This window comes from Octadecabacter antarcticus 307 (genome assembly GCF_000155675.2).
Lineage (GTDB): Bacteria > Pseudomonadota > Alphaproteobacteria > Rhodobacterales > Rhodobacteraceae > Octadecabacter > Octadecabacter antarcticus.
Genome location: NC_020911.1, coordinates 3,826,594 through 3,851,161 on the forward strand (window position 1 = coordinate 3,826,594; position 24,568 = coordinate 3,851,161).

Below are 24,568 nucleotides of genomic sequence, written 5' to 3' on the forward strand. Positions count from 1 at the left end.
GCGACTATCCCGCCTTTATTCGCCGAACTTATAGTCCAAGAACCACTGCGTGTTCAGGGCGTCCAACGTGCCATCGCTGCGCATATCGGCAATCGCAGCATTGATCGGGTCGACAAGATCGGACCCCTGCGGAAAGATGAATCCAAAGTCTTCAGACCCTAGTCTTTCGCCCACAACTTTGAGCCCACCATCGCTGGCATCGACATAACCCGCCGCCGCAACACCGTCTGTCAGCACCAAATCAACGTCGCCATTGCGCAATGCGGCGACGCCCGCACCGAAGGTTTCGAACAGTTGGATGCGCGGGTTGGCCTCATCCGCGTCTAGCACGTCATAGACCGCTACATAGAACGGCGTCGTGCCCGGTTGCGCCGCAACAAGCAAGTCGGAGTCCGCAGCAAAAGATGCGGCATCACTGAACCGGTCTTCGTCGCCACGTACCAGCATCGCCATTTCAGACGTCATATAACTGTCTGAAAAGTCGACGACTTCTGCGCGATCTTCGCGGATCGTGATGCCGGTCATGCCCATGTCGAACTGACCTTGGGACACCGCCGGGATCATCGCATCCCAGCTGATGTTTTCATAGACTATCGTAATGTTCAGACGCTCGGCGACCTCGGCCATCGCGTCATATTCCCAGCCAATCGCGTTGCCGTCGCTGTCCATAAATTGCAGCGGCGGGTAGGCATTTTCGGTGACAACAACGATCTCGCGGCCTTCAAGATTAGGCAGGTGGCCGTCTGCAAATGCAGGCGGGGCCGGTGCCGTCGTCGCGAACAGGGCCGCAACAGCGGCAATCATATGGGTCTTCATGGCAGTCTCCTTGGTTAAGTCTGTTAAGGACGAGTATGGCGCAGCGGTTCGCAGTGGCAAGCGTTCAGCCGCAAATCGGACAATCGGCACGCGGTTTGGCCACGATTATATGCGTCTCGGCGTAAAGTGCGTCATAGATCAGTAGGCGACCACGCAGCCCCTCACCCGCGCCAGTTATTGTTTTTACAGCCTCAACCGCCATCATCGCCCCAAGCACGCCAGGCAAGGGGCCAAGAACGCCACCCTCCGCGCAACTTGGCGCCAAGGATGGGTCGGGTCGCTGTGGGAAAATGCATTGATAACAGGGGGTACCGTTGGCTGGGTCATACAGGCTTATCTGGCCTTCCCACTGCGTTAGCGCCGCTGATATCAATGGCACGCCAGCCTTGGCACAAGCCGCATTGACCAGATACCGCGTGTCAAAATTATCGGTTCCATCAAGCACAAGATCATAGTCGGCAATCAGATCTGACGCGATTTCAACCGTCAATCTGCGCTGATACGGTCGCACATTTATGTTCGGGTTGAGTGCGATCATCGCCTCAGCGCCGGATTGAACTTTCGCCATGCCAATGCGCGCGAATGTGTGGATCACCTGCCGCTGTAGGTTGGAATTTTCGACTACATCATCGTCAATCACGCCAATGGTTCCGACACCAGCGGCCGCCAAGTATTGCAAGGCAGGCGCGCCCAACCCGCCAGCCCCAATGACGAGGACCGACGCATCTTTAAGCGCCTTTTGCCCAGCACCGCCGATCTCGCGCAGCACGATGTGGCGTGCGTAGCGGTCCAATTCCGTATCACTGAACGGACCGAAATGCGCAGGCTGTTCGGTCAACCGATCCTCCGAACCCTGCGCGCGCGAACGTATCCGCGACAGCAAGGTAGAATACCCCCAGATCACGAATCCTGTCACAATAATAAATATCCACGGTGCAGCCTCTTGCCCTGTGTTCTGCCGCAACGGATGTCCATCGGGCAAAATCAGGTGCATAGCGATGACAGCAACCATCAAAACAGCAACCATCGCGGCCGGGGTGTTGCGCGATGTGCTGTTCGCCCAGCCGATGGCCCAAAGGGCCGCCGCGAGTGATAGGACGATGATCATGCAGTGCGCTCCTTATGTCGTGCCAGTTTTACGTCGTGCCGGTCGAGCCAAAACCGTCCGCACCACGGCTCGTTTCATCGACAGTTCCGGCTGTAAACGTAGCCTGCACAACTGGCGCGACCACCATCTGCGCGATGCGCATACCGTGGGTAATTTTAAACGGTTCGGTGCCGCTGTTTTGGACAATCACACCAAGTGGGCCACGATAGTCGCTGTCGATTGTGCCGGGACTATTGGGTAGCGTGATGCCGTGTTTCAATGCCAAACCAGATCGCGGCCTGACCTGCACTTCGAACCCGTCAGGAATGGCCAACCGCAGGCCCGTTGGCACCAAAGTTCGCACACCTGCGTCCAATGTAACGGTCTGATGATCCTCAAAATTCGCCCGCAGATCGGCGCCCGCAGCCCCTGCTGTTGCGTAGGTTGGCAAGCCAAACGTTGCGTCCGCACCTGTGATCCATTCAAACAGGATCGTGACCATCAGCCTAGTGCCTCTGCGATTTTCAGGGCCAGGCGTTGTGCGACCTGATCCTTGCCCATGGGCGGCCAATCTTCGGACCCGTCGGCTGTGATCAAGACCACATCATTTTCTGACCCACCCATGATGCCAGTGCTTGGCGACACGTCGTTGGCGACGATCCAGTCGCAGCCTTTGCGTTTACGTTTGGCCGTCGCGTTTTCGATCACGTTCTGCGTTTCTGCGGCAAAACCAACCACAAGGGTCGGACGGGTTTTGGACGCAGAAACTATCGCCAAGATGTCTGAATTTTCAGAGAATTCCAGCACGGGCAAACCTTTGCCGTCCTTTTTTATCTTCTGAGCAGACGCATTCGCAATTCGCCAGTCGGCCACGGCCGCAGCGAAAATCCCGACGTCCACATTTTGCACGGCCTGCACAGCATCCAACATCTGCGCAGCAGTCTGAACCTCGACCAGATCAACGCCTATGGGGGCCGCGACATCCGCGGGGCCAGTGACAAAAGTGACCCGCGCACCAAGCCCCAGCAATGCCCGTGCAATGGCGGAACCTTGTGCCCCGGAAGACCGGTTGGCAATGTAACGAACCGGGTCAATCGGTTCATGGGTTGGGCCGGATGTCACCAGAATGTGCCGCCCTTTTAGCGGCCCGTTATTCATTGCCGCCTCAATCGAAGCGACAATTTCCATCGGTTCCGCCATGCGGCCAAAACCAAATTCGCCACAGGCCATATCGCCTTTGTTGGGGCCACATATCAAAATACCATCTTTTTTCAATGTAACCGAGTTTCGCTGCGTTGCAGCATGATCCCACATCCGCACGTTCATCGACGGGGCAATCAACACGCGTTTGTCAGTCGCCATCAGCAACGTCGACGCCAAGTCGTTGGCGTGGCCATTGGCCATTTTTGCCATCAAGTCCGCCGTCGCAGGCGCGACGACAACCAAATCCGCCGCGCGGCTAAGCTCGATGTGGCCCATCTCTGCCTCATCGTTGAGATCGAACAAATCTTGAAAAACCTTTTCGCCGGCAAGCGCAGACACGCTTAACGGTGTCACAAACTCGATAGCTGCTTTTGTCAAAACTGGTGTCACTTGATGCCCACGTTCGCGAAGCCGACGGATCAGATCGAGCGATTTGAACGCCGCAATGCCACCGCCAATTATCAATAGAATTTTCTTGCCAGCCATGTGCCACACCTTTCGATCAACGCCCAAACACTAGGCGCAAGCCAGACAAAGAGCCAGCCACGAAAGCAGCTGGTTAGGCGAGGAAGTTGTGAACTTCGTGGCTCTGCCCCTCAAGGCTTTTACGCATCTTGCCAAATGCCGCCGCTTCGAGCTGGCGCACCCGTTCTTTGGACAGGCCAAGTTCTGTGCCTAGGCTTTCCAATGTGCGCGGTGCATCGCGCAATTTACGCTCTCGGACAATGAATTGTTCACGGTCGCTCAGCGCAGTGAGGGCCGTCAAAAGCCACTGTCGAAGCGTGTCTGTATCATGGGAATTCTGCACAGTTTCAGCGGCTTGTTCGCCGTCGTCTTCCAGCGCATCAATCCACTCGCGTCCCTCATCTTCGCTCGATTGGGTTGCATTGAGGGAAAAGTCTGACCCGCTCAAACGCCCTTCCATCATCTCAACATCGCGCAGTGGAACGCCGACTTCAGTTGCAATCATCTGGCGCATGTCGTGGCGATCAAGTGTCTCCCCACGCTTCATAGCTTCACGTTCCAGACGGGCCTGAACGCGGCGCAGATTGAAAAACAACGATTTTTGCGATGACGTGGATCCTGTGCGCACCATCGACCAATTGCGCATCACATGGTCTTGGATCGACGCCTTGATCCACCAAACAGCGTAGGTCGAAAACCGCACTCCGCGGTCGGGGTCAAATTTATCGGCGGCTTTCATCAATCCCAACGACGCCTCTTGGATCAGATCATTCATGGGCGCGCCGTAGCGTCTAAATTTTGACGCCATCGAAATTGCCAAACGCATGTACGCTGTGATGAGCCGATGGAGTGCTTGTTCGTCGCGTTCGTCACGCCACGCATAGGCAAGTGCAAGCTCCGTTTCGGCATCAAGAAGTTCGGCTTTCATTGCTTTGCGGGTCAATGCCCTATCGTCGCTTTGATTGATCGCCATGTGCCTCATCCCTTTCGACCGTCGCCGTAGCGCTTTTCTTTTGGTGCTATTTTGTTTACGCATTAGAAACGTTTGCAGATCATAGAAAGTTCAGGTTTTGTCCTTGCCGAAGTTCATTCTCGTCTTAGGTGGCGCCGCCTCTGGCAAATCTTCTTTCGCAGAATCTCTTTGTTTTCAATCGCCTAAATCACGGGTCTATATTGCGACTGCGCAGGGCTTTGATAATGAGATGCGCGCGAAAATTTCTGACCATCGCAGCCAACGGGGGCCGGAATGGTTAACGATCGAAGCCCCGCTGAACGTGGCATCAGCCCTGTCCACCTGCTCCGCTAAGCAAATCGTTCTGCTGGATTGTGCCACGCTGTGGCTGTCCAACGTCCTGCTCGCGGATGAAGACGCGGCAATCGCGAGTGCCACCCTTTTGGCGGCGTTGGCGACCTGCCCCGCGCAAGTGATTGTCGTCTCAAACGAGGTTGGTCATGGCATCGTTCCCGACAATAAACTCACCCGTCAATTCCGAAATGCGCAGGGGCGGCTGAACCAATTGTTGGCCGCGCGGGCTGATTTGGTCGTTCAAGTTACCGCCGGATTGCCTCAAACCCTCAAAGGTGAAGCGGGAATGTTAATATGACGATCATATATTGGGTCCGCCATGCGCCGACCCACGAGCAGGCGTTTGTCGGTCATCGTGACGTGCCGGCAGACTTGTCCGATACGGCCCAAATCGCGCGTCTTGATGCCATGTTGCCGCACGACGCGCTTGTTGTTTCGTCCGACCTTTCGCGGTGCGTGGACACCGCAACCGCCATCCAAGGCAGCCGCACCCGCCTGCCCCACCGCATAGGGTTGCGCGAATTTGATTTTGGCGCATGGGACGGTTTACACTTTTCCGAAGTGGCTGAAAAATGGCCTGATCTGTCCCGTGAATATTGGGAAAATCCAGGCGACATTGCCCCGCCGCGCGGCGAAAGTTGGAACATCGCAGCAGCCCGTGTAACCGCAGATATCGTTGCTGTTACAGCCCAAAATCCACGCCGTGACATCATCGCTGTCGCGCACTTTGGTGCCATCCTTAGCCAAGTTGCGCAGGCCGCTGGCATTTCGCCATACCGCGCCCTTTCACACCGGATCGACAATTATTCTGTGACGGAAATACAGATGCTTCCCGCATGGGGCGTCGCCCGTATCAATCACATCCCGTGACGACGTCACGCACGAATTACGATTTGCCGGTTGCGTAGGCAGACCATAGGTTCTCCCCATGTTATATCAGTTAATCCTCGGAAATCGCTTGTATTTCAGCTGGTCGATTGCGGCCTATCTCATGGTTGAAAAGTTCGACTTGTCTGACCATTTTGACATTAAAATCGTTCACCCAGAAGCTGAAGCCGATGTCGCGCGCTTTCTTAAAGACATCCCACCGGCGCGCACATTGCCCACGATGATCACCCCTGAAGGCGTTGTTGTATCAGACAGCTCTGCGATCGCAGAAGAACTTTCATCGCGATTTCCGGATGCGCAAATGTGGCCCAGCAACCCTGCCGCCCGGGCCATGGCACGAACCGTTGCTGCCGAAATGCATTCCAGTTTTGGTGGGCTGCGTGGCGGTTGGCCGGTGAACCTGCGCCATACCTTTCAGGGCGCCGTCGCCCCACCCAACATTGAAAGAGAACTCGACAGGTTAGAGACGATATGGGCTAATGCGCGTGCCAAAACCTGCGCAGATGGCCCGTGGTTGTGTGGCGCATACTCGCTCGCCGATGCAATTTTCGCACCGATGGCCAGCCGACTAGCCACTTACAAATTCGATACACGCCCCGTCACGAAATCCTACGTTGCGGCACATCTTGGCGATCCAGCCTTTCGGAAATGGCGCGCAGACGGATTGGCGAACGATCCTGTCATGCCAAAATTCGACCTCGACCTGCCATTCGATGACTGGCCCAACTAGCACTATATTTCAATTGCTTATCGCACCGTTTACCTTTCAGTAACCACCTTGCCGTTAACTTCGATTAATACTTGAGGGGTATTTGGAATGGTGGCACGGGCCTACACAGTGGCCTTCGAGGGCGTGGATGCGCGTCTGGTCGAAGTGCAATGCGCGACGTCGCCCGGCATGCCAGGGTTTTCAATCGTCGGTCTGCCCGACAAGGCCGTTTCGGAAGCCCGCGACCGCGTGCGCGCCTCGCTGAGTGCGCTGTCCATCGCTCTGCCGTCCAAAAGGATCACCATAAACCTGTCGCCTGCGGATTTACCGAAAGAGGGCTCACATTTCGACCTGCCGATTGCGCTCGCCCTGCTGGCAGCCCTTGACGTAATCCCCCTCGATAAAGTTGCAGAAACCGTGGCTTTGGGGGAGCTTTCACTGGATGGTACGCTTGTTCCAGTCCTCGGCGCATTGCCTGCGGCCATGGCTGCAGCCGCAGAAAACAAAGCGCTTTTTTGCCCTTACGCCTGCGGAGCGGAAGCAGCATGGGTTGGCGCAGCCGCCGTCTACGCCCCGCGCACACTGGCCGAAACGCTGCGTCATTTTACGGGGCAAGCTCTGCTTTCCCCCGCTGAACCTGGCGAAGTCGCGCCTAATCCTGCGGGCCGCGATTTCGCGGATGTAAAGGGTCAGGAAAAGGCAAAACGCGCCTTGGAAATTGCCGCAACGGGGCGCCACCACATGCTTATGGTCGGCTCACCTGGGTCGGGTAAATCCATGCTGGCCGCCCGCCTGCCTGGGATTTTGCCACCACTGAACCCGACGGAGGCACTGGAAACGTCGATGATCCATTCGCTTGCCGGATTGCTCAGCGACGGCGGCATCGACCGCGCACGGCCCTTTCGCGAACCCCACCACACCGCATCCATGGCTGCAATTGTCGGGGGCGGACGCAATGCAAAGCCCGGTGAAATTTCGTTGGCACACAATGGTGTTTTGTTCATGGATGAATTTCCTGAATACCCACGCACTGTCCTCGAGACGTTGCGCCAGCCAGTTGAATCGGGCGAAGTTGTCGTTGCGCGCGCCAACGCGCATGTCCGTTACCCATGCCGATTTATGCTTATTGCTGCCGCAAATCCCTGCAAATGTGGATACTTAGCTGATCCAATACGCTCCTGCGCCCGCGTTCCGATCTGTGGCGAAGAATATATGTCACGCATTTCCGGCCCGCTGATGGACCGTTTTGATCTGCGCATTGAAGTCCCACCCGTCGCGTTTTCCGACCTTGATTTGCCGCAATCCGGCGAAACCTCGGCCGTGATTGCGGCGCGTGTGGCGGCAGGACGTGCGGTGCAAACTGCGCGGTTCGCGGGCACGTCCATGCGGGTAAACGCGGACCTTGAGGGCCGCGCCCTGGAAGACGTCGCAACACCGGACAGCGACGGAAAGGACCTGCTGTTGCGCGTCGCCGAACGCTTTGGCCTAAGCGCGCGCGGCTATCACCGCGTGTTGCGTGTGGCACGGACCATTGCAGATTTGGACGGATCAGCGGATGTTCGAAAACCCCATGTGGCAGAGGCCGCAGGCTATCGCTTGGCGCTTTCAAAGGAGTTGTGAATGAACGCGGCCGCTTTGCGCATCGCCGCATTTGCCTCAGGAAGGTGCCCGTCAAATATCTGCCAGACGTGCGGGCAATCGGGCCAGACATCTAACGTGGCTCCAGTCACTAGGGCGATCCCTTTGGAATCGCTAAACAATACTTCGTCCGCGCCGACTTGAATCAGAACCGGCGGCGGGCTGGGGTAATTTGAAAACAACGGACTTGCCAAGGGCTGCGTAGGATCGCCGCCGTTCATGTACAAATCGACCACTTCTTGCATCCGGCTCACCGGAATTAATGGATCCTTATCGGCGTTGGTCGTGATTGTGTCACCCGATAGAGTGAGGTCGGTCCAAGGCGAGAAGGCGAGCACACCCGCAGGACGTTCGTCGCGCGCCAACACTGTCGCGAGCAAGCCAAACACAAGATTTCCACCCGCGCTGTCACCAGCAATCACAATGTGATCGGCGGCCCAGCCAGACGTAATCAAATGGTCCCAGGCCGCCAAGGCTGCCACGGGTGCCGCCGGAAACGGCGCATCCTGCAACTTTGGATAATCGGCTATAAAAACTGTCGCGTTGGCGCGTTTCGCCAACCGTCCACAAAATCCACGATAGCTGCGCTGCGATCCGGTAACAAAGGCGCCGCCATGCAAATACAATATAGCGCGGTCGGGTATTGGCGTGCCAGCAGTAATACGGCTACATGGACCGTCTTGTTCATGATGTAACCCTTTGAAAGTGCTTAACAAAAAAGGTGCGGTGCTCTCAAACGATCGGTTCGCCTTTTCGGGCGTCCCGCTGCGCCTTAGCTTTGGTTTAATCAGCCAACGCATTCCAAATTTCAGCAATCGAAGCCGGCGCGAGGGTGTCATTGGCGTTTGGCCTCAATCGCCTCCCAGATTTTTGCAGCTATGTTGACGTTGTCAAAACGTTCAAGTTCCTGAATTCCAGTAGGGGAGGTGACGTTGATTTCCGTGAGATAGTCACCGATCACATCAATACCGACGAAAATCTGCCCCTTTTCTCGCAAAAGCGGGCCGATCCGCGCGCAAATCTCACGGTCACGTTTTGTCAGGCCGATGGGTTCCGGACGCCCGCCAACATGCATATTGGACCGCGTTTCACCCTTAGCCGGAACGCGGTTAATGGCACCGACAGCATCCCCGTTGACGAGGATGATGCGTTTGTCACCCGCGCTCACATCCGGCAGAAACTTCTGCATAATCAGGGGCTCACGGTTTAGGCCCATGAACATCTCATGGAGGGACGCAAGGTTGCTGTCCGTGCGGGTGAGCTTGAAAACACCAGCACCACCATTGCCATAAAGCGGCTTGAGAATCACATCGCCGTGGCGCGCGCGAAACGCTTTGAGCGTTGCAAGATCACGGGCCACTGCGGTGGGTGGCGTGAGGTCGGGGAAATCCAGAACCAGCAGTTTTTCGGGGTAGTTGCGCACCCAGAAAGGGTTATTCACAACCAAAGTGTTTGGATGAATTCGGTCCAATATATGGGTCGTGGTGATGTAGCCCATGTCAAACGGCGGGTCTTGGCGCAGCCAAATCACATCAATGTCTGCCAAATCCTGTTCGCGCATGTCACCAACATCGAAATGATTGCCCACTTCGCGACGTACGATCAAGTCCTGCCCCCGCGCCATCACGTGGCCTTCTTGATAGCTTAATTGATCAGGGGTGTAATAAAACAGCGTATGACCACGTGCTTGCGCTTCTTCAGCAAGGCGAAACGAACTGTCGCCGTTGATATCAATTGCACCAATAGGGTCCATCTGAAACGCCACGGTGAGATGTTTTTTAGAGGTCATAACGAGGTCCAGTCCATAGGTTCCATCCTACATGGACGCGCCCCAAGCCAAGCGCAATGGTTAGGCCGCCATGAACGCGTTTTCGATGACTTTGATGCGGCCCATGTCGTCCACCAGCGCCAAGTCAAAGCGCACTTCGGTCAACTGCCCACGCGGTTGGGTCGCCAAGAATTCCGATCCAGCGCCATAAATTCGATCCATTTGGCGGCGTGTCAGACGGGTCACGGCCTGCGCATGGCTGAGGCTTTTCTTCACTTCGACGAAAATAACTGTGTCGCCTTCGCGGGCAATGAGATCAATTTCACCTGCCGTTCCACGCCACCGTTCTGCCAAGATCGGACGCCCGCAACGTGCGTAACGTTCGGCCACGATATCTTCGGCGGCCATGCCTGCATGATACGCCGTCTGACCCCGACGTTGTTTTGCGTTCATGTTTCAGCCTTCAGGCTTAGCGCCAGTTGGTACACATCACGTCGCGCCATGCCCGTGGCCCCTGCGACAGCCGTTGCTGCATCCTTCACGCGCATGGTTTGCATTGCCGAAATCAGCGCCTCTTTCACATCGTCTTCGTTCATCACGGCCACGTCGCCGCGATCAATCAGCACGACAATTTCGCCTTTCAGTGTCCGCCCTTCAATCTGGTCCAAAACCGCGGTCGCGGTTCCGGCGAGCACCTCTTCGAACTTCTTGGTCAACTCCCGACAGATCACGACATTGCGCCCAGCCCCCAACACATCGCGCAAATCACTTAACATTGCGTGAATACGTTTCGGGGATTCATACAAAACAACCGTCGCTTGCAGATCTTTTAGGCCCGTCAACGCGCTGCGGCGTGCGGTTGTGCTATTGGGCAAAAATCCGGCAAAGTGGAACGCATCGGTTGGCAGACCCGACACGGTCAAAGCCGCCAAAACAGCGGACGCGCCGGGTGCGGTTGTCAGGGCCAGACCCGCCGCCCGCATATCAACGCCTAACTTATACCCTGGATCGGCAACAAGTGGCGTGCCAGCCTCGGACACATAGGCCAACGATTTACCCTCTTTTACCGCGCCCAGGAGACGATCCCGCACGGCGGCGATAGAGTGGTCATGATACGCGACCATCGGCCGGTTTCCTATTGAAATTCCATGAATTTCCATCAATTTACGCGTGCTACGGGTGTCTTCTGCCGCGATCACATCCGCGCTTGCGAGTATGTCCAGTGTGCGCAGAGTTATGTCACGGGCATTCCCAATTGGCACTGCGCACAAGTAAAGACCTGCCGACAGCGGAACAGTTCGGTGATTCATACCTAGACCCTCACGCCCCGCGCTTTATGATGCGCCCAAAGATGCAGCGGGATGTCACCCGCCACCAAGAGAAAGTGAATAGTCCATGTCAGCACGTTTGCCCAGAGTGAGACCCAACCTGCGTGCCTTTGACCCACGCCCCACCGCAGCCCGCGTTTTTGCCTTTGCCGCGCTGGCGTTTCTGGTGGCCTGTGATCTCCCGGTTACGAGTGCGGGTGGCAATTCTGGCCAAATGATCAATCCGAATGCACAGATTCAGGTCGCACTGCTTGTCCCCGGCGGCAGCAGTGAAGCCGAAGCAAGCCGTATCGCGGCCAGCTTGGAAAACGCGGCCCGTATGGCGATTGCCGACCTCAGTGGTGTTGAAATCAACCTTCGGGCCTACAACACAGCCCGCGATCCCGGATTAGCGAGCCAAATGGCCGCAACTGCCGTTGCAGAAGGTGCGCAGATTATCCTTGGCCCGCTTGATGCGGCTAGCGCCAATGCGGTTGGCGCCGCTGTTGCCCCTGCCAACATCAACGTCTTGGCGTTTTCCAACAACACCGCGATCGCGGGTGGAAATGTCTTCGTGTTAGGTAACACATTTGGCAATATCTCGGATCGTTTGGTCAGCTATGCTGCCAGCCAAGGCATCAGCAACTTTATGATCGTCCATCAGGAAGATCTGGCAGGCGTTGTGGGCCGTGATTCGATCGCGACCTCTATCCGTGCCGCGGGGGGAACGGTCTCTGGCATTGAAAGCTATCCGTTCAATCAAGCGGGTATCTTTGCGCGCGCCTCTACGATTGCAGCGGCCACCAACGCAAGCGGCGCACAGGCAATTTTCGTGACCGACAACGTTGCTGGCGGCCTGCCGATCCTTGCAACATCTTTGTCCGATCAGGGCGTGTCATTGTCTAATACACCGCTCATTGGGATCACTCGTTGGGACGCATCTCCACAGGCAGCAGCCCTTCCCGCTATGCAAAGTGGCATGTTTACAATGACAGATACAGGACGCGAAGCTGCGTTTCGCGACCGTTACATTGCAACTTACGGCGCCCCCCCGCATCCGCTTGCCAGCATTGCCTATGACGGTATCGCTGCAATCGGGGCTTTGGCTGCGACGGGTGATCGCAATGCTTTGACCACCGCGTCCCTGACACGCGCATCCGGCTTTGCCGGTGCGACAGGCATCTTCCGCTTGCGCCCAGATGGGTCCAACCAACGCGCACTCGATGTGGCGCGGATCGTCAACAATCAGATCGCAATCGTTGATCCAGCGCCGCAATCTTTTGGGCGCGGCGGATTCTGATCTGGCCCTTGATCTAGACTTAACTCCGGTCCCTAATGACCTCATTTGCACGCCGGACGATATCGTCGACCGGCGCGCTTTGCGCAAAGCTGTCAACGACGCCATCGCGCGGGCTGGCACAACAGGGGCTGAACGGCGCAAGGCCGTCGTTCAGCTTTTCAAGGATGCGTTGAAATCTGGGCGCGACAAGATCGCGGCTGCCTTCATTGCGGCGCCGTTCGACGCTGGGCCCACAACCCGTGCCTACGCGTGGCTGACCGATGCGATTGTGATCGAAGTCTTCGCGCTGGCTGTCACCCATTTGCACCCCAACCCGAACCCGACACAAGCGGAACGTCTGGCGCTTGTTGCAGTCGGTGGATCGGGTCGCGGCGAGATGGCTCCGCAGTCCGACGTGGATTTGCTATTCTTGGCCCCCTACAAACTGACCCCCTGGGCAGAGAGCCTAATTGAATCCATGCTCTACATTTTGTGGGATCTGAAATTGAAAGTCGGCCACGCCAGCCGCACGGTCAAAGACTGTCTGCGCCTAGCACGCGAAGATTACACAATCCGCACAAGCCTTGTCGAAGAACGGTTTTTGGTTGGCGACGCACGTTTGGCCTCTGAACTGACCAAACGACTGCGCAAGGATCTTTTCGCGTCCACCATCCCCGAATTCATCGACGCCAAACTGCAAGAACGCAGCGAACGCCACCGCAAACAGGGCGGCCAGCGCTATATGGTCGAACCCAACGTGAAAGAAGGCAAAGGCGGTTTGCGCGATCTGCAATCGCTTTATTGGATCGGAAAATACGTCCACGGCGTGAAAGACGCGTCCGAACTGGTAAAACACAAGGTGTTCTCCCAAGACGAATACTTGGAATTCAGGGCGGCCCATTCGTTCTTATGGGCCGTGCGCTGCCATCTCCATCTAATTACAGGGCGCGCCGCGGACCAGCTGACGTTCGATATGCAGGTGGATGTGGCCGAGGCGATGGGCTACGCCGATAAAGGCGGGCGGAGGGCCGTTGAACATTTCATGCAGGATTATTTCCGCCACGCCACCAGCGTGGGTGAATTGACGCGCATCTTTTTGACCGCACAAGAGGCTGCGCATCTGAAGGCAGAACCGATGCTGCAGCGCCTGTTCAGCCGCACCAAAAAGGCCAAACCGCCCTATGCGATCAAGCAGAACCGTCTGACAGTGGAAAAATCCGGCACGTTCCATGAGGACCCGCTGAACCTGCTGCGCATTTTTGAGGAAGCCCTGCGAACGGGCACATTCATTCATCCCGACGCTTTGCGGCTGATCAAAGCGAACCTGCATCTGATCGATGACAAGGTGCGCCAAAATAAAGAAGCCCAGCGCATTTTCCTCGATTTGATGCTGAAACACGGCAATCCCGAACGTAGTCTGCGGCGGATGAACGAAATTGGCGTGCTAGCCGCGTTCCTGCCGGAATTCGAACCCATCGTCGCGATGATGCAGTTCAACATGTACCACCACTACACGGTTGACGAACACACGATCCAGACGATCAGCCATCTGGCGCAAATCGAACGCGCGGAACTGGACGAAGAACTGCCGGTATCTTCGTCGATCCTCAAGGGTGGGATCAATCGCCGCGTGCTGTACGTGGCTTTGCTGCTGCATGATATCGGCAAAGGGCGGACCGAGGATCATTCGATCCTTGGGGCTAAGATCACGCGCAAGGTGGCACCGCGTTTGGGGCTGTCTAAAAAGGATTCTGACACGGTCGAATGGTTGGTGCGTTACCATCTTTTGATGTCGGATATGGCGCAGAAACGCGACATCGCCGACCCGCGCACGGTGCGTGGTTTTGCAAAGGCCGTAAAAACTGTTGAACGCCTCAATCTGCTGTGCGTGTTGACGGTATGTGACATTCGCGGTGTTGGTCCGGGGACGTGGAACAACTGGAAGGCCGTGCTGATCCGCGCGCTGTATCGTCAAACCCGCTTTGTTCTGGAAAACGGTATGGAAGCGCTGAACCGCGAAGAACGCGGCACCGAGGCCCGCAAGAACCTGCGTGTTGTATTGACCAAATTGAGTGGGGCTGATTGGGGTGAGAAAGCGCTGCGGGCCGAAGTTGCGCGTCACTACCCCCCCTATTGGCAGGGTCTGCACGTCACCGCCCATGTGGATTTCGCGCAGATGCTGCGCGGTCTTGGCAATGACGAAGTGCGTATCAACCTGACCCCCGATGAAGACCGCGACGCCACCCGCGTTTGTTTCGCGATGGCCGATCATCCAGGAATTTTTAGCCGCATGTGTGGGGCATTGTCGCTCGTCGGGGCGAACGTGGTCGATGCCCGCACATTCACATCCAAAGACGGCTTCGCCACCGCTGCGTTCTGGGTGCAAGACAGCGAGGGCACGCCCTATGAGGATATTCGCCTGCCACGTCTGCGCGAGGTGATCGAACGCACGTTAAAGGGTGAAGTCGTTGCGCGCGACGCGTTGGCCGGAAAAGACAAGGTGAAGAAGCGGGAAAAAGCGTTCCGCGTCAAAACGTCCATCACGTTCGACAACGAAGGAAGCGAGATTTACACCATCATTGAGGTCGACACCCGCGACCGCCCCGGCCTGCTGCACGATTTGACCCGCACTTTGGCCAACAACAACGTCTACATTGCCAGCGCCGTTATCGCGACTTACGGTGAACAAGTGGTGGATACATTTTACGTCAAAGACATGTTCGGCCTTAAATACCATGCGCAGGGAAAACGCGATGCGCTGGAAAACAAATTGCACGAAGCCATTGTGCAAGGCGTTGAACGGGCAAAGACGTAGTACAGAACGCGTTTTGTCCGCCTGCCCACTGAAAGTATCGCGAAGCGCGGAGCCCAGCACGCGCTGCTGAGGGGGAGATTGGTGATGCCCTACGATGAGCTAAAGTGAACCACTACCGGCCGAGGCCGGTAGCATCGCGATTGGACTGTAATTCCAGATACGCAGGATGACATCGTCGGTGACATTTCCTGACGTTGTCGAGAAATATCCACGGGCCCAAAACCGCCTTCCCCAATAGCGTTTGCGCAACTCTGGGAACTCCATCTGAACCCGCCGCGACGAGCGCCCTTTGATCCGCTGCATCACCTTGGACAGCGAGACTGCACCGCAGCAAATGCGCAAAGCGTGATAGGAAAAGCGCTCGCGCCCTGTTCGACGCCCAACTTTCTGCGACAACAATACGGTGTTTTTCAACAAAATTGGCGGAAACCTGATGGGGTTGATGCCTCCTGCTCCAACCAGCGTCGCAATGCGCTATAATGCAGGTGTCGATATCTGCATATGAGAGGAGCCACCCCATGCAAGTTACAACAATAGGCGTTGATCCATCGACCGGCAGGCGAATGCGCAGCAATCGCTGAGAGGTTGGCCAAGAACATTTTTCAAGTTCACGGGATCGCTAGAGACGAAGAGGTCGTCTTCAACAGGCCGTTGAGACGCGCACAACTATTACCGTTCTTCACGAAGCTTGAACCCTGTCTCATTGGTATGGAGGCCTGTAGCAGTGCGCATCATTGGGCTCGGGAGTTCACAGCGTTGGGCCATATTGTCCGCCTGATCCCACCGAAGTATGTCAAACCATACGTCAAACGCGGGAAGTCTGACGCCATCGATGCCGAGGCCATTTGTGAAGCGGTAACGCGTCCGACGATGAGATTTGTTGCGATAAAAACCGTTGAGCAACAAGCTCTGCTGTCGCTCCATCGCGCACGGGCTCTGCTTGTCCGACAACGCACCCAGTTGATCAATGGCTTGCGTGGTATGGTCGCTGAGTTCGGCGTTTACATCGCGAGGGGCCTCGCGAGGATCATCGGATTTGCAGAGGATGTTTTAGTAGGCGAAGTGCTAGACTTGCCCGAAATTGCCAAGGAAGTGATCCATAATCTATGCGAACATCTCATGGCATTGCATGTACGGATTCGGTGGTATGAAGATCGGCTCAAGCTGGTCGCCAAGGAAGATGTGCGGGTCCGTTTGTTGCGCACTATTCCCGCTCTCGGGCATGTAAACATGCCCTGCTGGGCAGTGGGACGTTGGTGTTGTGACAGCCTCGGCGATCATCGCCAGCATTGGTGATGGCCATCAATTCAGCAATGGCCGCGAGTTTGCAGCATGGTTGGGGTTGACGCCCGCGAACAAATCCAGCGGCGGTAAAGAGAAACTCGGGCGCATTACAACCCTCTCGGGACATTGCGTCGTGCTGCAAGCACGCCCATGGCGTGACGCAATACCCTGTCCCGTTGCCGGGCAACACATGCACAGCATGTGTGAGAGGGGGCAGTGAATGGGTGATCAATACTTACGATCATTGCTGGTCGTTAGCATGACATCACTCGTCCGACAGACCAAGTCGCACCCGGAGCGAGCAAGCAAGTGGCTGACATCACTGCTGGAACGAAAACCCGCGCGCGTCGCAACCGTCGCTATCGCTGCCCGAGAGGGGCCAATAAAACGGCAAGGATCGTCTGGGCCGTTTTAACGCGCAACGAACCTTATACAACGCACATTACTTAAGAGAGGAAGAACAAAGAGTTAGCAAGACCCACGAGATGATGGTGCATAAGTCTGCCGCCAAAACCAGGACACCCCGTCGAAAGTCCCGGGCGATATAGCCCGCTAAGCTGTAAGGGACTTGGTCTGCGGAACCCATCCGTTGCCCAGCAGGCGATTGCGTAGCAATCTGCCGAGAGGGGGGCAGCGGTCAAAACCGCGCAAACAGGCCCCTCTCATTGATTGCCTTGCAACCAACTGCCGGGCAGCGGGAACACATGACTGCTTCTGACAAATGCACAAATCTGATCAAAAATGTCTTGCTATGCAGGAGCCTCAACACAGCACTTTGCATATGCGAGAGCTCAGGTCCCCCAAAAAAATGCAGACGTTAGCTGTCACATCCAGTGAGGTAGTAGGGGCTTTTCTTAAACAACTCTGGTTTGAGTTTGTGCCAGTCTTTCATGGCCTGCGAGGGCGTTTTGCTCTGCAGAACAGACTGCGGGAGTTGTCGATTATAGAGCAAGACATAACGGTGCATCGTCGCATTAAGGTCTTCCCCTGATCGGAAGTGATGGCTTTGAAGGACATCCTCTATACGCCCGTTGAACCGCTCAACCATGCCGTTGGTTTGAGGCGATTGTGGTGGTGTCAAACGGTGCTCGATGCCGAGTTCGGTGCACAGCTTGTCAAACTCATGTTTGCCGGTCGCGGCACGCTTGCGCAGGCCAAAGAGGCGGTCAGTGAACTCCTTCCCATTATCCATTGCCCGGCAGGGTATTGCGCAGCAATATCCCGAGAGGGGGTAAGAATGGTGCGAATGTGCAGCGGACAAGCGCGCTCAAGGTCACGTAGGAAACGTCGGGCATTGGCGGCAGTTTTGTTGCTATAGATACCAATGAACACCCACCGCGTGGCGCGATCGATGGCGACAAACAAGTAGCGGCGTGATGTCTCATCGGCCATTTGCGGCAGATATTTAACGTCAATGTGGATGTATCCGAGCTCATAAGCCTTGAAGGCGCTGTGCTTTGGCTTCGCCTCTTTGACCTTCAGGTCGCGCAGATTACCCACCCCATGACGACGCAAGCATCGATCCAAGCCCGAGCGTGAAACGTTCGGATTCAGAAACTCCCGGACCACTGCAAGTAAGTCATCAAGTGACACCAAAAGCGTCTTACGCAACGCCACCGCAACAAACTCCTGCGCTGGCGTGAGCGTCGTTTGCAAGCGATGTGGCGTGTGACTGCGGTCTTCGACACCGTCGCGGTGTCGCCACTTCAAAACGGTCTGCTCAGAGATGCCGTAGCGTTCACCCACCATCCAGGCCGGATCGTCGCTGGCTTGAATGGCGGCTCTAATCTTTGGTGTCGTCGTCGCTTGACTATGCAGTCGAATGAGCATCACGTTTCTCCTTCCGAATGTCCTCTAAGACCGATCTTGCCATGAAAAAGGCCGAACGCCGAGGGTCAATGTGATCATCCGGGATGGAACAGTTAGATGCAACGAAAGTGTGTGAGAATTGCGAACCGATGTTTTCAGGCGAGGGTCTCCGGCCAAACGCTCAAACTGAATGTTTCGATCTCCAATCCAAAACTAAGTTTGCGCAGCGAAATTAGCTTAAAGCCTATAAAGCTGGCAGCGAGCGCCAAGATTGCGCATTTTCGAGGCAAAACGCGCAGAAAGGACCATCAAAGTGGTCTTTTTCCTTCTAGTATCGCTGTTTTGAGAGTTGGGTTACAAATTGATCATCAGCTGGATGCTCGGACACTGCCTGCGATGCTGAGCGCTGCAAATATTATGGCGGCTACGCAGACAATTGACGGTCCTGCTGGTGTGTCAAAGATATAGGCCGCCCGCAGCCCGACCAAGGCCGAGACACTGCCGATGCCTGCGGCCACCAAAGCCATGTTTTCGGGTGTACGGCTCAGGGGTCTCGCGGCGGCGGCAGGGATGATCAGCATCGCAGCGATCAGTAACACACCTACGACCTTGATCGCGACAGCGACCGTGATGGCCAACGCAAGCGTCAGGACAAGTTGTTCGCGCTTTGGATCGATCCCGCTGGCATATGCAAGATCTTCATTTAGCGTCGCGGTCAGAAGCGCCGACCAGCGCCACCCGATGAGCGCCACAACAAGGGCTGCACCACCCCAAATGACAGTCAGGTCCAAACGCGACACGGCCAGAATATCACCGAAAAGATAAGCCATCAGGTCAATCCGGATACCCGACAGGAACGACACAGCTACCAATCCAAAGGCCAGCGCTGAATGGGCGAGAACACCCAAGAGCGTGTCCATCGCATATCCCCGCCCCGTCAGCAGGTTCACCGTCAGTGCCATCAGTAATGCGATGACCATGGCCCCCGCAAAGACCGAAATCGACAGGGCCAGTGACAGGGCCACGCCTAAAATCGCAGCATGCGCCGTCGCGTCGCCAAAATAGGCCATTCGACGCCAAACGACGAAACATCCCAGTGGGGCTGCCGCAAGTGCGACACCAATCCCGGCCAGCGTGGCGCGCATCATGAAATCATCCAGCATTATTCTGCGGTCTCCATATGGTCGTGGGGATGATCATGCCCGTGTCCAGCACAATGCTCGTCATCATGCCCGTGATCATGATCGTGACGATAAAGCGCCAGCGCCCCCATTGTACCCGACCCGAAGAGCGCGCGGTATTCCGGGGCCGAGGCGACAACCTCTGGCGTCCCTTCGCAGCAGACATGACCGTTGAGGCAGATCACTCGGTCTGACGCGCTCATGACCACGTGCAATTCGTGGCTAATCATCAGAACAGCGCAGCCGGATTCACGCCGCACAGTCTCAATCTGACGGTAAAAAGCAGCGGATCCCGGTTGATCTAGGCCCTGCGTTGCTTCGTCCAGCAGCAGAAGTTGGGGTTTGCCGATTAGCGCGCGGGCCAAAAGTACGCGCTGGAACTGTCCGCCTGAAAGCCGCGACATTTGCGCGTCTGACAGGTTTGGCACACCCGCTTGAGCAAGCGCGCCATCAATGTTCGTGCGCGCGACCCCATCTGGAAGTGCGAGAAACCGCGCGACGGTCATCGGGAGTGTTGGGTCGATGTGCAACCGCTGCGGGACATAGCCCAAACGTAAATCGGACCTGCGTGTAACCCGACCCCGCGCAGGATTGACCGCGCCAATGATGGAGCGCAACAAGCTGGTTTTGCCAGAGCCGTTCGGCCCGACAATGGTCACGATTTCACCTAGTTCAACACTAAGTGATACGTGCGACAAGACGGTTTTCGAGCCATAGCTGATGCTTAGGTCATCGACACAAACGAGGCTCACGCGTCAGCCTCTTCGGCACAACTGGGACAAACGCCTTCGGCTTCAACCACAGTGCGCTCAATCCGAAACCCCGTCGCACGGGCGGCAGCACCTAGGGCACCTCGGGCAGGGGAAGATTGCGCCTCAGCAACCGCGTCGCACAAACGGCAGATCATGAATGCGGGCGCATGGGGCGCATGGGGATGGGCACAGGCGATAAATGCATTGAGCCGTTCGATTTTGTGCGCGAGACCATTGGTCACAAGGAAGTCGAGTGCGCGGTAGGCAACAGGCGGCTGTGATCCGAACCCGTCATCACGTAATCGGTCGAGAATAACATAGGCCCCAAGCGCGCGGTGTTCTTGCAACAATATCTCCAACACCTTGCGGCGTACCGGCGTGAAGCGGAGCCCTTCGCCGCTGCAGCGCGCTTCGGCCGCCGACAGCCCATCTACGACGCAAGTGGCATGATCGTGGTGCGCAAACCCGACTGGCGGGGTCACGTCTTCTGGGGCGACGGGAGAACCACTTGTCATGTTATTACATTTCCTTTAAGAAAGCTGTAATGTTATATAATCACATGGAGGACTCAATGTCCAGAACGCTCCTGCCGCTCTCACTTTTTACCGCCCTGATGGGCGGAACTGCCCTAGCGGAGGTGCCCCGCGTGGCAGCCGACATCGCGCCAGTCCATTCGCTCGTGGCACGCGTCATGGATGGCATTGGAACGCCTGATCTGATCGTCCAGCCCGGTGGCAGCCCGCATGAATATTCGCTCCGTCCTTCCGAAGCGGAAGCCCTTCAAGAGGCTGATCTGGTGTTCTGGGTCAGCCCTGATCTGACGCCCTGGTTGGGCGATGCAATCGTGACCCTAGCCACAAACGCATCAGTAACAGAGCTGCTGGAAGCCGAAGGTACAATCGAGTTGGAGATGCGGGAAGGAGCATTATTCGAGGTCCATGAGCACGGCGAGGACGAACATGAAGGCGCCGATCATGAGGGCGAAGACCATGCAGATCATACCGAAGACGAACACGAGGAACATGACGATCATGCTGAGGAAGAAGCCGGCCATGAGGGCCATGACGACCACGGTGCGCATGACCCTCACGCGTGGCTTTCGCCACTCAACGCCGCAACTTGGCTCAATGTGATCGCGAGCCAGCTTTCCGCCGCCGATCCTGAAAATGCTGGTGCCTACTTTGCCAATGCTGCCACAGGCCGCGCCGAACTCGACAAACTGACCATCGACATCAACGATATGCTGGAGCCAGTGCGTGGTGGGCAGTTCATCGTCTTTCACGATGCCTATCAGTATTTCGAATCCGCTTTTGAATTCATAGCTTCTGGTGCAATTTCGATCAGCGACGCCTCTGATCCGAGCCCGGCCAGGATTGCCGAAATTCGCGCAAGGATTGCTGCTGAGGGCATCGACTGCGTGCTGGCAGAGCCGCAGTTCAACGCAGGTCTTGTCGCTACGGTGATGGACGGAACGGAAGCAGCAACAGGTATTCTTGACCCGTTGGGATCTAATCTTGAGCCGGGGCTCGCGCTCTATCCCCAACTCATGCGCAATCTTGCGTCAACCCTTGTGGAATGCCTGTGACCAGAACATTTAGTGGAACCATAGTGGGACTTCGCGGATAGTCTTGACCACATTTTTTGGGTGATGTGTCTCAGCGGTAATGCTGGGGCACATCCCCATATCTTCGTCACAGCCTGAACAGGATTTCTGGTCCCCGAAGACCGAAGACTTAGCGGGCTGCATATTTTCTGGACCTTTGACACATTCACGTCCTTTTTTTGTTGATACCCTCAATCTCGAAAGGGAAAGTGTTGGATGCCTCGGCAACGAAGATGGCGCAGAACCCGTTGCGACAAAGTCGGATGTTCTCCCGGACAGCAGCCGCAACATCTTTCTGGCCTCATTAGCCCTCCCGGACTCTTGCACAATCCAAGTCATCCCTCATGAACTATCGACGGCATCGGAGCGGTTCTGGTCATTCGAGCAGGACGGTCTTGTGCGTAGATATGGTCAGAACGAAACATGTGGCTGCGGTCATACCCACGGGTCCAGCATCGACGAAGTCTGCGCGCTGTGTTCAAGATGGGATGCCTTGGCACTTGCGGCAGCATCGCAATTAGACCCTGCACGGACGCGCTGTGAACCGGCCCGGCTTTACCGGAGGGCAAAACTCTCGGAGAATTGCCCGTTATGGAACAGACACAAAAGAAGAAGACCTCGAAGCCGTATTCACCTGAGTTCCGCGAGCGTGCGGTTCGGCTGCTTATGGAACACCGCGATGAATATCAGAGCGAAGCTGCGGCGCTGACGGCGATCGCGGGTAAATTGGGTTGTTCGCCGGACAGCCTTCGCGTTTGGGCCCGTCAGGTCCAGCGCGATGGCGGCGAACGGCCAGAGCCTACCAGCGCTGAGAAGGCGCGGATCAAGGAACTTGAGCGTGAGAACCGCGAACTGCGTCAAGCCAATGAGATTTTGCGTAAGGCGTCGGCGTATTTTGCACAGGCGGAGCTCGACCGCCCGTTTCGCAAATGATGGATTTCATTGCGGAAAGCCGAGAGGCACTTGGGGTCGAGCCAATCTGCAGGGCGCTGCAGTTTGCCCCTTCCACTTATTATGACCGGCGCGCCATCGCGCGTGATCCTGAGCGGGCGTCAGCTCGTGCCAAGTCTGAGGCGGCACCAAATGCAGCGTCATCTAGAACGCCAAGATATTCCATCACAGCGCGCGGTGCTTGTGATGGGTCGATCGCGCTGTGATCCCAATCGGTCTTCGGTGTTGAGTTCTGCTTGTTAGCGTCAGCTTCGATCAAACTGGCATCTGCCGCAAAGCGCTGGCCACTCACCAAACCCTCCGCCATGCATCGCGCCACAGTCGTTTCAAACAAGTGACGCAGCAGATCGCTGTCGCGGAAACGACCATGCACTGCCCGGCAGTGGTTTGCTTGCAAACCATGAGAGGGGCGGTTCTTGGAGAATGTCGAATGATTGGGCACGTTGTCGCTCAGATCCAGTCGACAGAACCAGCGGTAAGCAAGGTTCAGGTGAACCTCTTCACAGAGGCGACGTTCAGACCTGATGCCGAGGCAATATCCCACCAACAGCATGCGAATAAGCAGTTCCGGATCAATCGAAGGACGGCCTGTATGGCTGTAGAAATCGGTGAGATGTTGGCGAATGCCGGACAGGTCGATAAACCGCTCAATGGATCGCAGCAGATGATCTTGAGGAACGTGATCGTCGATCGAAAACTCATAAAACAACGCGCCTTGTGCCTCTTGTTTCGGTCCCAACATCGCAATTACCCCTTGTTGTCAGGAACAATTGAATCAGGGGCCAAGCCTCAAATCAACAAGAGTTTTTCAACAAAATAGGCCGGAAGAGGCCGTTCACTGCACCGGGCACGGACGTCTGCAACTCAAAATGAGTTGCTAGCTGGCGCGACACGCACCGCGCCAGCTAAAACAACTTACTTGGACGCCATCTTTTACGCCGCTGTGCTAACAGCGGCGTCAAGCTCACCACCTGCCGCCGCCGCCGCTTAGGGGCGGTCGTCTGGACTTAGCCACTGCCTTCTGTTGAAGTCGAAGCTGCGTGGAACGCCAAGGTTTTCAGACGCTTGATGAAAGGCCACGCCCAATGCATGTGGCGACGGCAAATCTGACACGGAAACTGGTCCACCAACTCCATGAAATTCACTTTCACCGCACTCTTGATCTTCACTTTTCTCAAAGAAGGGCAGAACGTCATCCCAGCCCTATCCAGCACAACCCCGCTCTTTTCATCCATTGAAATCTTGGGGTTGGCCACGCATATGAGTTATCCCGTTAATTGACCCAGTGCCTCCCATCCCCTTTCCACGTGGCTGAAACAGGCGGCGATTGTTGAGGAAAGGCTCAGGTTCGAAGTTTAAGCACCAGTTCACCTTGGGGTTATCGTAAAGCATCGAATAGCCGAGCGGCACAGGTATGAAAGGGCTTCTGTCTTTTCCACCGGCTTCGAGCAAAAGTACTTTATGCTCGGCTTCACCCAGTCGTCTAGCGACGACACAAACTGCAGAGCCAGCACCAGCCAAAATATGGGCAAATTCAGTGACCGCCCCGTTTATTACACGCCTCACATTTATTTTCATTTTCTGCGGCCGACTTGGCATAGACTTGCTACACGCTCTAAACTCTGAAATCTGACGATGTCAGATTTGGACATTTTTGCTGTTTGCCGACACGCCACGATCCTTAGACTACTAAAATGTCCAACATGG

The 24,568-nt window shown here is 56.1% G+C and carries 21 protein-coding genes, 6 pseudogenes and 1 other annotated feature; of the genes and pseudogenes, 10 read left to right on the plus strand and 17 right to left on the minus strand.

Annotation, left to right across the window (positions count from 1 at the left end; genetic code table 11):
* Positions 1 to 15: 15 nt before the first annotated feature.
* From OAN307_RS19495 to OAN307_RS19515, 5 genes are all read right to left on the minus strand, one after another.
* The gene (locus OAN307_RS19495; protein WP_015501266.1) at positions 16 to 816 is read right to left on the minus strand and encodes a transporter substrate-binding domain-containing protein; all 801 of its coding nucleotides are present in this window, start codon (positions 814 to 816) and stop codon (positions 16 to 18) included.
* A 64-nt stretch (positions 817 to 880) separates the two neighbouring features.
* Positions 881 to 1,924, minus strand: coding sequence for a HesA/MoeB/ThiF family protein (locus OAN307_RS19500; protein WP_015501267.1), 1,044 nt, complete (start codon positions 1,922 to 1,924; stop codon positions 881 to 883).
* A gap of 28 nt (positions 1,925 to 1,952) precedes the next feature.
* Positions 1,953 to 2,405, minus strand: a complete 453-nt coding sequence (gene dut / locus OAN307_RS19505; RefSeq protein WP_015501268.1) for a dUTP diphosphatase — start codon at positions 2,403 to 2,405, stop codon at positions 1,953 to 1,955.
* Positions 2,405 to 3,592: a bifunctional phosphopantothenoylcysteine decarboxylase/phosphopantothenate--cysteine ligase CoaBC gene (coaBC, locus tag OAN307_RS19510; protein WP_015501269.1), complete on the minus strand. Its 1,188-nt coding sequence runs from the start codon at positions 3,590 to 3,592 to the stop codon at positions 2,405 to 2,407. Before coaBC ends, dut begins: the two co-directional genes overlap by 1 nt.
* Positions 3,593 to 3,665: 73 nt before the next feature.
* Positions 3,666 to 4,544 (minus strand): RNA polymerase factor sigma-32, encoded by an 879-nt coding sequence (locus OAN307_RS19515; RefSeq protein ID WP_044044045.1) that lies wholly within the window; start codon positions 4,542 to 4,544, stop codon positions 3,666 to 3,668.
* Between the two features lie 97 nt (positions 4,545 to 4,641).
* Between OAN307_RS19515 and cobU the strand changes: the two genes are divergently transcribed.
* The 4 genes from cobU to OAN307_RS19535 all read left to right on the plus strand — a co-directional run bounded on the left by cobU (position 4,642) and on the right by OAN307_RS19535 (position 8,094).
* Positions 4,642 to 5,175: a bifunctional adenosylcobinamide kinase/adenosylcobinamide-phosphate guanylyltransferase gene (gene cobU, locus OAN307_RS19520; RefSeq protein ID WP_015501271.1), complete on the plus strand. Its 534-nt coding sequence runs from the start codon at positions 4,642 to 4,644 to the stop codon at positions 5,173 to 5,175.
* Complete coding sequence (locus tag OAN307_RS19525) at positions 5,172 to 5,747, plus strand: histidine phosphatase family protein (RefSeq protein ID WP_015501272.1); 576 nt, start codon at positions 5,172 to 5,174, stop codon at positions 5,745 to 5,747. Before cobU ends, OAN307_RS19525 begins: the two co-directional genes overlap by 4 nt.
* 58 nt (positions 5,748 to 5,805) lie before the next feature.
* On the plus strand, positions 5,806 to 6,495 hold the full coding sequence (locus tag OAN307_RS19530; protein ID WP_015501273.1) for a glutathione S-transferase: 690 nt from the start codon (positions 5,806 to 5,808) through the stop codon (positions 6,493 to 6,495).
* A gap of 87 nt (positions 6,496 to 6,582) precedes the next feature.
* Positions 6,583 to 8,094 carry a YifB family Mg chelatase-like AAA ATPase gene (locus tag OAN307_RS19535; protein ID WP_015501274.1) on the plus strand — a complete coding sequence of 504 codons (1,512 nt, stop codon included), beginning with the start codon at positions 6,583 to 6,585 and terminating at the stop codon, positions 8,092 to 8,094.
* Here OAN307_RS19535 and OAN307_RS19540 read toward each other — a convergent pair.
* The 4 genes from OAN307_RS19540 to rsmI are packed head-to-tail and all read right to left on the minus strand — an operon-like array spanning position 8,064 to position 11,190.
* The gene (locus tag OAN307_RS19540; RefSeq protein WP_245540901.1) at positions 8,064 to 8,951 is read right to left on the minus strand and encodes an alpha/beta hydrolase fold domain-containing protein; all 888 of its coding nucleotides are present in this window, start codon (positions 8,949 to 8,951) and stop codon (positions 8,064 to 8,066) included. The genes OAN307_RS19535 and OAN307_RS19540 overlap by 31 nt on opposite strands.
* Entirely contained in the window at positions 8,948 to 9,901 is a 954-nt protein-coding gene (gene gshB / locus OAN307_RS19545; protein ID WP_044044047.1) for a glutathione synthase, read from the minus strand. Before gshB ends, OAN307_RS19540 begins: the two co-directional genes overlap by 4 nt.
* A 60-nt stretch (positions 9,902 to 9,961) precedes the next feature.
* Positions 9,962 to 10,333, minus strand: coding sequence for a YraN family protein (locus OAN307_RS19550; protein ID WP_044044049.1), 372 nt, complete (start codon positions 10,331 to 10,333; stop codon positions 9,962 to 9,964).
* On the minus strand, positions 10,330 to 11,190 hold the full coding sequence (rsmI, locus tag OAN307_RS19555; RefSeq protein ID WP_015501277.1) for a 16S rRNA (cytidine(1402)-2'-O)-methyltransferase: 861 nt from the start codon (positions 11,188 to 11,190) through the stop codon (positions 10,330 to 10,332). Before rsmI ends, OAN307_RS19550 begins: the two co-directional genes overlap by 4 nt.
* Before the next feature lie 85 nt (positions 11,191 to 11,275).
* Here rsmI and OAN307_RS19560 point away from each other — a divergent pair, with 85 nt between their 5' ends.
* Positions 11,276 to 12,487, plus strand: a complete 1,212-nt coding sequence (locus OAN307_RS19560; RefSeq protein WP_015501278.1) for a penicillin-binding protein activator — start codon at positions 11,276 to 11,278, stop codon at positions 12,485 to 12,487.
* Positions 12,387 to 15,281, plus strand: a complete 2,895-nt coding sequence (locus OAN307_RS19565) for a [protein-PII] uridylyltransferase (RefSeq protein WP_245540902.1) — start codon at positions 12,387 to 12,389, stop codon at positions 15,279 to 15,281. The genes OAN307_RS19560 and OAN307_RS19565 overlap by 101 nt, the downstream gene beginning before the upstream one ends.
* 112 nt (positions 15,282 to 15,393) lie before the next feature.
* Here OAN307_RS19565 and tnpA read toward each other — a convergent pair.
* A pseudogene (gene tnpA, locus OAN307_RS19570) lies at positions 15,394 to 15,602 on the minus strand (IS200/IS605 family transposase); the annotation flags it as partial.
* 252 nt (positions 15,603 to 15,854) lie between these two features.
* On the opposite strand from tnpA, the pseudogene OAN307_RS31445 reads away from it, so the two are divergent.
* Both OAN307_RS31445 and OAN307_RS31710 read left to right on the plus strand, forming a co-directional pair.
* Positions 15,855 to 16,665 (plus strand): annotated as a pseudogene (locus tag OAN307_RS31445) (IS110 family RNA-guided transposase); the annotation flags it as partial.
* 117 nt (positions 16,666 to 16,782) lie between these two features.
* Positions 16,783 to 17,015: pseudogene (locus OAN307_RS31710) on the plus strand (IS110 family transposase); the annotation flags it as partial.
* A gap of 367 nt (positions 17,016 to 17,382) precedes the next feature.
* On the opposite strand, the pseudogene OAN307_RS25560 reads toward OAN307_RS31710, so the two are convergent.
* The 4 genes and pseudogenes from OAN307_RS25560 to OAN307_RS19600 all read right to left on the minus strand — a co-directional run bounded on the left by OAN307_RS25560 (position 17,383) and on the right by OAN307_RS19600 (position 20,822).
* Positions 17,383 to 18,395, minus strand: a pseudogene (locus OAN307_RS25560) (IS481 family transposase).
* 347 nt (positions 18,396 to 18,742) lie between these two features.
* Complete coding sequence (locus OAN307_RS19590; RefSeq protein WP_015501280.1) at positions 18,743 to 19,537, minus strand: metal ABC transporter permease; 795 nt, start codon at positions 19,535 to 19,537, stop codon at positions 18,743 to 18,745.
* Complete coding sequence (locus OAN307_RS19595; protein WP_015501281.1) at positions 19,537 to 20,307, minus strand: ATP-binding cassette domain-containing protein; 771 nt, start codon at positions 20,305 to 20,307, stop codon at positions 19,537 to 19,539. The genes OAN307_RS19590 and OAN307_RS19595 overlap by 1 nt, the downstream gene beginning before the upstream one ends.
* A complete protein-coding gene (locus OAN307_RS19600) occupies positions 20,304 to 20,822 on the minus strand; it encodes a Fur family transcriptional regulator (protein WP_015501282.1) in 519 nt (172 codons plus the stop codon). The genes OAN307_RS19595 and OAN307_RS19600 overlap by 4 nt, the downstream gene beginning before the upstream one ends.
* A gap of 56 nt (positions 20,823 to 20,878) precedes the next feature.
* Between OAN307_RS19600 and OAN307_RS19605 the strand changes: the two genes are divergently transcribed.
* Together OAN307_RS19605 and OAN307_RS31450 are read left to right on the plus strand one after the other, a co-directional pair.
* The gene (locus OAN307_RS19605; protein WP_044045012.1) at positions 20,879 to 21,892 is read left to right on the plus strand and encodes a zinc ABC transporter substrate-binding protein; all 1,014 of its coding nucleotides are present in this window, start codon (positions 20,879 to 20,881) and stop codon (positions 21,890 to 21,892) included.
* Positions 21,893 to 22,576: 684 nt separating this feature from the next.
* Positions 22,577 to 22,717 (plus strand): annotated as a pseudogene (locus OAN307_RS31450) (IS3 family transposase); the annotation flags it as partial.
* A gap of 80 nt (positions 22,718 to 22,797) precedes the next feature.
* Positions 22,798 to 22,914, plus strand: a sequence feature (AL1L pseudoknot).
* Positions 22,915 to 22,979: 65 nt separating this feature from the next.
* Here OAN307_RS31450 and OAN307_RS19615 read toward each other — a convergent pair.
* From OAN307_RS19615 to OAN307_RS30995, 3 genes and pseudogenes are all read right to left on the minus strand, one after another.
* Positions 22,980 to 23,603, minus strand: a pseudogene (locus OAN307_RS19615) (transposase); the annotation flags it as partial.
* Between the two features lie 265 nt (positions 23,604 to 23,868).
* Entirely contained in the window at positions 23,869 to 24,096 is a 228-nt protein-coding gene (locus OAN307_RS30990) for a hypothetical protein (RefSeq protein WP_044044055.1), read from the minus strand.
* Positions 24,089 to 24,439 carry a GMC family oxidoreductase N-terminal domain-containing protein gene (locus tag OAN307_RS30995; RefSeq protein ID WP_333783179.1) on the minus strand — a complete coding sequence of 117 codons (351 nt, stop codon included), beginning with the start codon at positions 24,437 to 24,439 and terminating at the stop codon, positions 24,089 to 24,091. Before OAN307_RS30995 ends, OAN307_RS30990 begins: the two co-directional genes overlap by 8 nt.
* Positions 24,440 to 24,568 lie beyond the last annotated feature (129 nt).